Origin of the sequence: Nocardiopsis sp. MG754419 (assembly GCF_018207095.1) — a bacterium.
Lineage (GTDB): Bacteria > Actinomycetota > Actinomycetes > Streptosporangiales > Streptosporangiaceae > Nocardiopsis.
Genome location: NZ_QOCZ01000474.1, coordinates 1 through 205 on the forward strand (window position 1 = coordinate 1; position 205 = coordinate 205).

The window sequence follows — 205 nt, forward strand, 5'->3', positions numbered from 1 at the left end:
GGTGGAGCTGACCGGTACTAATAGGCCGAGGGCTTGTCCGCTGCAGATAATTGGTTGCTCGCGCATGTTGTTCACGAAGCTTTCCCGCCCGTGGCTCCCCTGTTGTGGGGTTGAGTGTGGGTGGGGGTTGGTTTCCGTGGTGGTTTTTGCTGGAGGGTCACACCCGGTCTCATTCCGAACCCGGTCGTTAAGTCTCTTTGCGCTG

At 58.5% G+C, this 205-nt stretch carries 1 rRNA gene; it reads left to right on the forward strand.

Features of this window, described 5'->3' with window-relative positions:
• Positions 1-135 precede the first annotated feature (135 nt).
• Positions 136-205: ribosomal RNA gene (gene rrf, locus DSY14_RS28590) — 5S ribosomal RNA — on the forward strand; the annotation flags it as partial.